Annotated in this window: 3 protein-coding genes; 1 reads left to right on the forward strand and 2 read right to left on the reverse strand. The window is 57.6% G+C overall.

Annotated elements, in window-relative coordinates; genetic code table 11:
- Positions 1–1,196: 1,196 nt before the first annotated feature.
- Positions 1,197–1,364, reverse strand: a complete 168-nt coding sequence (locus Q0687_RS26760; protein WP_298883724.1) for a hypothetical protein — start codon at positions 1,362–1,364, stop codon at positions 1,197–1,199.
- A gap of 1,127 nt (positions 1,365–2,491) precedes the next feature.
- Between Q0687_RS26760 and Q0687_RS26765 the strand changes: the two genes are divergently transcribed.
- Positions 2,492–3,757, forward strand: coding sequence for a FecR family protein (locus Q0687_RS26765; protein ID WP_298883727.1), 1,266 nt, complete (start codon positions 2,492–2,494; stop codon positions 3,755–3,757).
- Positions 3,758–5,299: 1,542 nt separating this feature from the next.
- On the opposite strand, the gene Q0687_RS26770 is transcribed toward Q0687_RS26765, so the two are convergent.
- On the reverse strand, positions 5,300–5,416 hold the full coding sequence (locus tag Q0687_RS26770; RefSeq protein ID WP_298883730.1) for a DUF2934 domain-containing protein: 117 nt from the start codon (positions 5,414–5,416) through the stop codon (positions 5,300–5,302).
- Between the last annotated feature and the right edge of the window lie 1,575 nt (positions 5,417–6,991).

The raw sequence follows: 6,991 nt of genomic DNA on the forward strand, positions 1-6,991 counted from the left end.
CCAAGCTCGGCCGCGATCCGTCCGAACGCCCCGCCCCGCGTGAACGCGGCGAACGCTTGCCGAAGGGCAATGACACGCAAAATTAGATCGTTTCTGAGCCCGCCTAACTCGACGTTACGAGAAATCAACGGTGAGCACCGAACGGCTGTCTAGGCAGGTACGGAAGAAAAAATCGATATGGGTACGGTTTGGGGCGGCCGGGTTTATGCACGGAGACCCCACAATGTTCGGGGGGTCTTGAAGATCGGGCGTCCAATCGAGGTTGGGACGATGATGATGGAGAAGTTGCGCAACATTACCTGACGGTGGCGTGGACCTCGCTTCTTTGGTGGATGATTTTGCGGGTGTTGGTTGCGTGTCCTCGTGATGCTAAGCATCGCGCCCGTCGGCGGGGCTAGGCTCGCAGCGCCGAAGATGACGGTCCTGGTCGAACGCGGCAAAGATGTTGCGGCGCGCTTCGCAAGCAAGTTGTCGGGACCATCTGAGTTAGGCCACAAGCGAGCCTGATGCCGGTCGTCATTTCACCCAGAAAGACGTTCATCGGTCTTGAAGTCGCAGGCACGTCAGTTTGGCATGTTGCCCCAGAGCCGCCGTAGCTGCGGCAGATCGCTGAACAACTGTGCGTCGTAATGCTGCGGTTGAGGGCCTGAGTTGCAATGATGTTCCAGCTCTTGGCCACCGCTTCCGTTTCCTCGGTACTGGCGGCATCTCGCTTCTCGATTGCGAGAGCGGAGGAAAGCGTCACGCACCGAGAAAAAATCACGGTGCGAAGGTCTGCAAGACGGTGCCGCACACTTCACAGCAAAGGTCGTGTTTTGATCGCCTCCGGGTGTTTACTTTTCCTACTGCGTACTCAGTTCGACACTTTGGGCAGTTAGGTGTTCCATAAACCCGGTCCTAAATCGCTAACGAACCTTCTAGAATACGTATTTGCACTGTGGAGCAAGCGGGTGCGAACATACCGCTCTCGGCCGATCTCGCCGCGCTCGCGGGGATCGACGAAAATCACTCCCGCCGTCATCTGAGCACGCGCTCCAGGTTCACCTTGCGCATGCTTAGCGGCAGCTTGCGCACGTCATCACCGTCGTCGACCAAAATATCGAAGGCGCAGAACTGAACTTCGTAATCGCAATTGCGAGAGTGCAGGGCGCGTTGAAGTCTGACACGCCATCGACACCGAGCAACAGGCTTCACCATCAAGGACAAATCGGGGTCTGCTTGATCTTGCGAGCGGCCTTCTCAATAAAGGGAAAGCGCCTCGTCCAGTCGTGACCGTTCCGAGTGAAGAGGCGCACGCGATTGCGATCGCGCTCGATTCGGAGGCGATAACCGTCGTACTTTACTTCGTGGATCCAATCCGGCACGGGGGGAAACTTGCTCCCTTCGTTAGCAAGCAAAACTCGAAAGCGATGCGCATAATTGAAAGATAGGACGGCCGACCGGAAAATGCGAGTTAACGGAGTGTTGGTCGAGAAAATGCCAGCCAGCAGGAACTTCGTTTCGTCTCCGGAGCACTACAGGATACCATACTCCCCAGGATTCACCGCTGGTTCACAAGAGCGGAATTAATAAGCACGCCTCGACGGCTTGTGGTGGGGAAACGTCCTTTGACCCGATGGCCGCTGCGGTGGCTTGGCCCGATGCATTCCGCGCCGGCAACCTTGAAGCTATGCAGGAAATGTACGTCGAGAATGCCGCGGTACACTGCGGCTGCGATGGCATGAAACCATCGTCGGCAACGAAGGTTTGCGAGCCTACTGGACAGATAGATTGTGGCAGTATTCGGCGCTTAGCTTAAGCGATCTTCACCCAAACGTATGATGGGACTGTCGTTGCCTATGTCACTCGCACAGGCGTCGTTAAAGCGAGTCTTGAATTCAACAAGGCCGAACAAATTCGGGTCCACATCTGCGGGCCTCCGAACTGTTCGTTGGAGTTTCCGGTAGCGCACCTTCGACTTCGCCAAATAGCTCCGTCAGCTGGCAAACTCACCTCGGAGGGTCAAGGCTACCGCCGGCCCTCTGGGAGAGTTGCACCTCATACCTTTCGATTGTTCTTCTTCTGAGTGACAAGACGCAGCGGAATGCTGTGTTGCAGGCTCGTACTCGAACTGCAGCCTCGGTGCGCATCAGCCTGTGTGCGATGACATCCGGACGATGTCCTTCCGTAGCTAACGCCTTGAGCAAACCATGTTCTTGCTAGTCCATTTCTTCAATAACGAATTGTGGGAATTTGATTTGCTCGAGCCGAAATTCTCAAACTATGACTGGCGGTCGCTATTGCCTTCACATTTGTTATGGTCATGCGTGTTGTGCACCGGTTCAAAAGTGCACACAAGGCATGCTGAAGATGAGCTCGGCTCAATTTTTCAGCCGGCGCGGCCTAGTGAGACGTCCTAACGTTTTCTAAAGCTTCCTGATCGCTCAATAGGAAATCGTCGCAACGTCAGCGTCGCAAAGGTGGCAATGAGGGAACTTGGATGGGACGCAGAATGGGACTGCTTGGTGCGGTGGTGTTTGCATTGGTGCTCACCGATGCAAGCGCTGCCTTGGCAGGAGACGATGGCGTTTGGCAGGTTCGAAAATCCTCCGGAGAGGTCTGGATCTCTGCAACCGGCGCGCAGCCTGCAACGCTGAAGCGGGAAGACGCGCTCAAGCCGGGCGACACGATCCGGACTGGCCGCAACGGCCGCGTGCTCCTGGCGCGGGGCGAAGAGAGCATCTTGATCTCGCCGAACTCCGTCATTGGTATTCCCCAGGAGAAGAAGGACGGGCTGGCCACAACTATTCTCCAACAGGCGGGTTCGATCCTGCTCGACGTCGAGAAGAAAAGCGTCAAGCACTTCGAAGTCGAAACGCCGTATCTCGCCGCGGTGGTGAAGGGCACGCAGTTCATTGTCACGGTCGGCGACAAGTCGACCAGTGTTGACGTGAAGCGCGGGCAGGTCGAGGTCTCCGACTTCAGGACTGGCCAGATTGCCCAGGTGATGCCTGGCCAGGCAGCCACGACCTCGGCGAATGGCAGGCCCGGCCTGGTGCTGAGCGGATCGGGCACCTTTAATCCGATCGAGCAAGGCAAGCCGCGCACGCCCAGCGTATCGCCGATCATGGTTCCGAAGGGTGGATTGACGGCGCCGCAACGCGCCCAAACTGGAGGCGCAAGACAGAGCGCGGCGGCAAACCCAATCAGGCCCACGGCGGCCGTGGCGACCCATCTGCCCGGCGGGCAGAAGACGGGTGGCTTGCGCATCAGCACGGCGCTCGGCGAGGTCAAGCTCAACTTCCACAAGGTGACAAACGGGCTTGCCCATGGCACGACGCCGCCAATCGCCAACGGCCGGGGAGCAGCATCGGCGGCTCATGACAACACCTCGGTCTGGAGCGGCGGGCAAAGCGGAGCGAGCGCGCTTGCTTCGACCGCGACGAGCCAAGGTAGTCCGGGCAATGGCGGAGGCACCGCAAGCGGTGCATCTGGGGCTGGAAGCAGTGGGGCGCCTCCGTCATCCGTGGTCGGTCCAGCGGTGATCTCTGTGGCCGATGCGCCCGACACTCCGGGCAAGGGGCCCGGCGGCGGTCCTGGGAAGAAGGGGGGCGGCGGCGCGGCGAATGCAGCTGGCGGCCATGGGTCGGGCGGCAACGGTCCTCCCGGTCACGGGCCACCCGGAAACGGACCTCCAGGGCCCGGGGAAGGCAACGGCAATGGCGGAGCTAATGGCCACGGACCCGGGGGCAATGGACCGCCCGGGCATGGTCACTAAGCGCTAGTCGCTTTGGTCCTCCCGTCCGCCGGTTCACTCTGAGGGGCCTTCTGCTATAGTCGGGCCGCGATCGGTGGTCTGACCGATCGCTATCTCAGTGAACTCCCCCGCCGACTCCCAGGTCGGCGGGCTTTTCTTTGTTGAGCATACCGTTCCACGTAGCGCATTCATGCATAGGTTCGAGATGATCGTTAGCTGGTTCGAAAATCTCTGTTCGGACAGACTCGCTTGAGCAATCGCTTGCGAACGAGCAGGGCTAACTGCATCCCCGCTCATGGGGTCCTGGGAGACCTTGCTGAGCAACTTGCCGTCGTCCAAATCCTGAGGCCGGTACAGCTCGCGTGGTGAGCATGCGTATTCCGACGTCAGCGTGCATCGTCGAGGGCCATAGCGTTTCGGGGGAAAGTTTAGGACGTGAGGTAGTAAGGGGAATCTTGCGCGGAAAAATCGCGCGTGCGATTCCGGCTGACGCCGAACCATCGAATTCTATTAAAATTATTCGGAATAACCTTTCCCGGTTAGGTTAAGGCCGGTTCCTTGTTGATGAGCATTTCCGAAAATGGATGATGGCTTCATTTCGGAGGCTGCACATGAAGCCTTTTCTTTATTGCCTGCTGTTTGTTTTGATGATCGGCCCTGTCGGAATTGCGGCCTACATCGCGCTCGCGCTGATGGGCTTTTGATGAACCATACATTCCACAGCGCCGACCAGGCCACATACAGGAAGACGCTCTTGGTGAGCGTGCTATGCTGTGCCTTCATCGTTTGGGTTCTTTTCCTTGTAAAACCTCACTCCGATTCTCGGTTTGTCGTCATGAAGGCGACAAAGGTTACGCGCACTGCCGGCCAGAGTAGTCCTGCAAATTAATTGAGAGGGCCTTATTGAGACTCCAGTACAGAGAGGCAACGAAAGCATGGAGAAAAACCGCGCCACTATCGGACGTGCTGAAGCCGATTTCTTGACCAATCGATTTTGCTTCTAAGGCTGTGACGGATTGGCTGAGTTAGCGCAGGCGGCAGTATTGGGAATGACGAGAAGTCGCTTTCCGGTTCTCACCAGCGCGCGCCAGCATCGTCAGAGCCCTCAGCAAAGCCAACGTAGTCTTCGAAAAGGGAGCCTTGCTATTCGCCGGAGAGGGGCGGAGGCAATTTTGATGGCGCGTGGGTGCTCGCTGCTGTCAGCACGAATTGCCAAAGTTCAGGCAGCAGTGCTTTCACCGTATCTGGAACACGAGTGTCTGTCGCCGGGTGGCCGCTAGTGCCGCACAAGATTGTCCCATCGCGTACCGGTGACTGGGCCTGTGAATCGAGCAGTCTTCATGCAGGCGGCCCCTGCCTGTCTGCAGCCGGCGGCGATGTTCTTACCGTGTCCGGCGGAAATGCAATTCTGAACGGCCTCAGAGCACGTTGTGGCTGAAGCTGGTGCGGCTATCAATAAAAGCAAGAAAATTGTCACTCGCATCTTCGGTCTCCTCGAACAGACATCTTAGCGCAGATCACTCCTCAGGGCGAGCTCTAGACTGATAAGATGCTATTGTGGGTCTAAGCGGATGGCTTCTCGGACCACCCCCTGATTTCCCGCTTCGCTTTAAGCCAGAAATCCAGATCGCGTCCCACCGGGCGTCCGGCTTGCTCCCAGAGGAGCTCTTGCGCTCGCATCTTGATCTGTTGGTCTCGACTGAATGGAAATAGCCTCCGCCTCAGTTCGTCAGCAAAACGTCTCAACCGTGTGGCGGAGCCTCATCGCGAATATTGGCGGCTGCCTCTGCGGCAAGCTCGATCTGATGCTCCAGCTTCGCGCGTTCGTCTATATGCTTGTGGAAAGAGAGTCGCCCGATCGAAATTCCAGGGATGACTGGACGGCGAGGTTCGGAAGAGACGAAGTCCGATGACATCTCGAACGATCGAAGGATCGGTCAGCCGAAACGGATCTGCCGGGAAACCTTAACAAGCCGCCGCGCCGTCGCCGGTAACTTGTCGGTCGTATCGCGCGCCTCGGCCGCATTCCGCTCGGCATGCTCATGGCGACTTCGGCCTTATGCAGCTCACGGGGGTAGTGTTTGCAGTCCGCCGGACATCGGCGGACTGATGATTCTGGCAGTGCGCATAACGGCCATACAAACGTGCGCGTTAGCTTGCGTCGAATGTCGAGCTAGCGGTTAGGAAAGGCGCCGAGCCACAGCTTGTCGTGGGTGTGGACTAGGGGACGGCCCAAACTTAGGTCATCGCAACGCGCGCTCGTTGCTTCCACGAGCCGACACTTTAAGATGTTAGCTTGGTCGACGAACGATCACGCCGACAATACCAAGGACAGTAAGGATGCTGCCCGCCAAAATAAGCCAGTGAGGTAGCTGCATCTCCATCCCTAAACTGCGCATTAAAAAGGGGACGAGCGTGAGCAAACCGCGCGTCCCCTCGGGCTGAAAATGTTTTCGTCTAATCGGCAACCAGCCTGCCTGCCCGTACAGTGAAGTTGACACTCTCCGTCATTTGGAGTCAAACGCTATTACATTAAATTTTTTGAGCGTCCGTCTTGGACGCAAGGGATTCCTCGCTTCTTAGTTCAGGCCCGCCGCTTCGCATTTCTCTCGATTATCAGTCTGCTTCGCCGCGCGCTCGCGGCCATGGACAGCTGCTTGGCTGCACGTCTCAACCGATGCACTCGAGCCGAAACGAGCGAAGATCAAGAAAGCGATCGCAACTTTTGTCATAAGCAGCCTTCCTCCCAGCTCCGTGCCGCGTCTTTCAAGCTCGCTGCTGCGAATTATGCCTTCGTCGCGCGGCATCCAGCGCTTTCAAACAATCACGCCAGCCCAGGCCAACGTGAATATTCGAGTGCGGGCTGATGGGCATCGTTCATCGGCATGATCTTCTGTTCAAAATGTAACACTTCACGCTGTTCACCCTCTTGGGTGGCGTGTGTCAGCCTGAGTACGGTTCTCATGAGCCACCAGATCGGGAGAGTGCGCCGGTCGGAACATCGCCCCGCGCTGTGGACGTTGTTTTCAGGTCCGCCGCTTGGTGTCCACGGGATAACCGTCCGGCATGGCCGCAACGTCGTCGGGATTGCCGAGTTTGGTGCGGTACCCTTCGCGCTGCATCAAGTCGCCGCCAGGCTGGGATGGCAAGATCTGTTCAGAACCACAGCCCTTGAACGCCGCATAGCACCGCAACGATCGATACTAGGGTCTGTACCTAATTAGCGATCTCTGATTCCGTCGCACGGAGTTGATT

This window comes from uncultured Bradyrhizobium sp., from assembly GCF_936928535.1.
Lineage (GTDB): Bacteria > Pseudomonadota > Alphaproteobacteria > Rhizobiales > Xanthobacteraceae > Bradyrhizobium.

Bases quoted from the DNA above. Each gene is read 5' to 3' on its own strand.
- Q0687_RS26765 (WP_298883727.1), top strand. From the start codon at position 2,492: ATGGGACTGCTTGGTGCGGTGGTGTTTGCATTGGTGCTCACCGATGCA.
- Q0687_RS26770 (WP_298883730.1), bottom strand. From the start codon at position 5,416: ATGCGAGCGCAAGAGCTCCTCTGGGAGCAAGCCGGACGCCCGGTGGGA.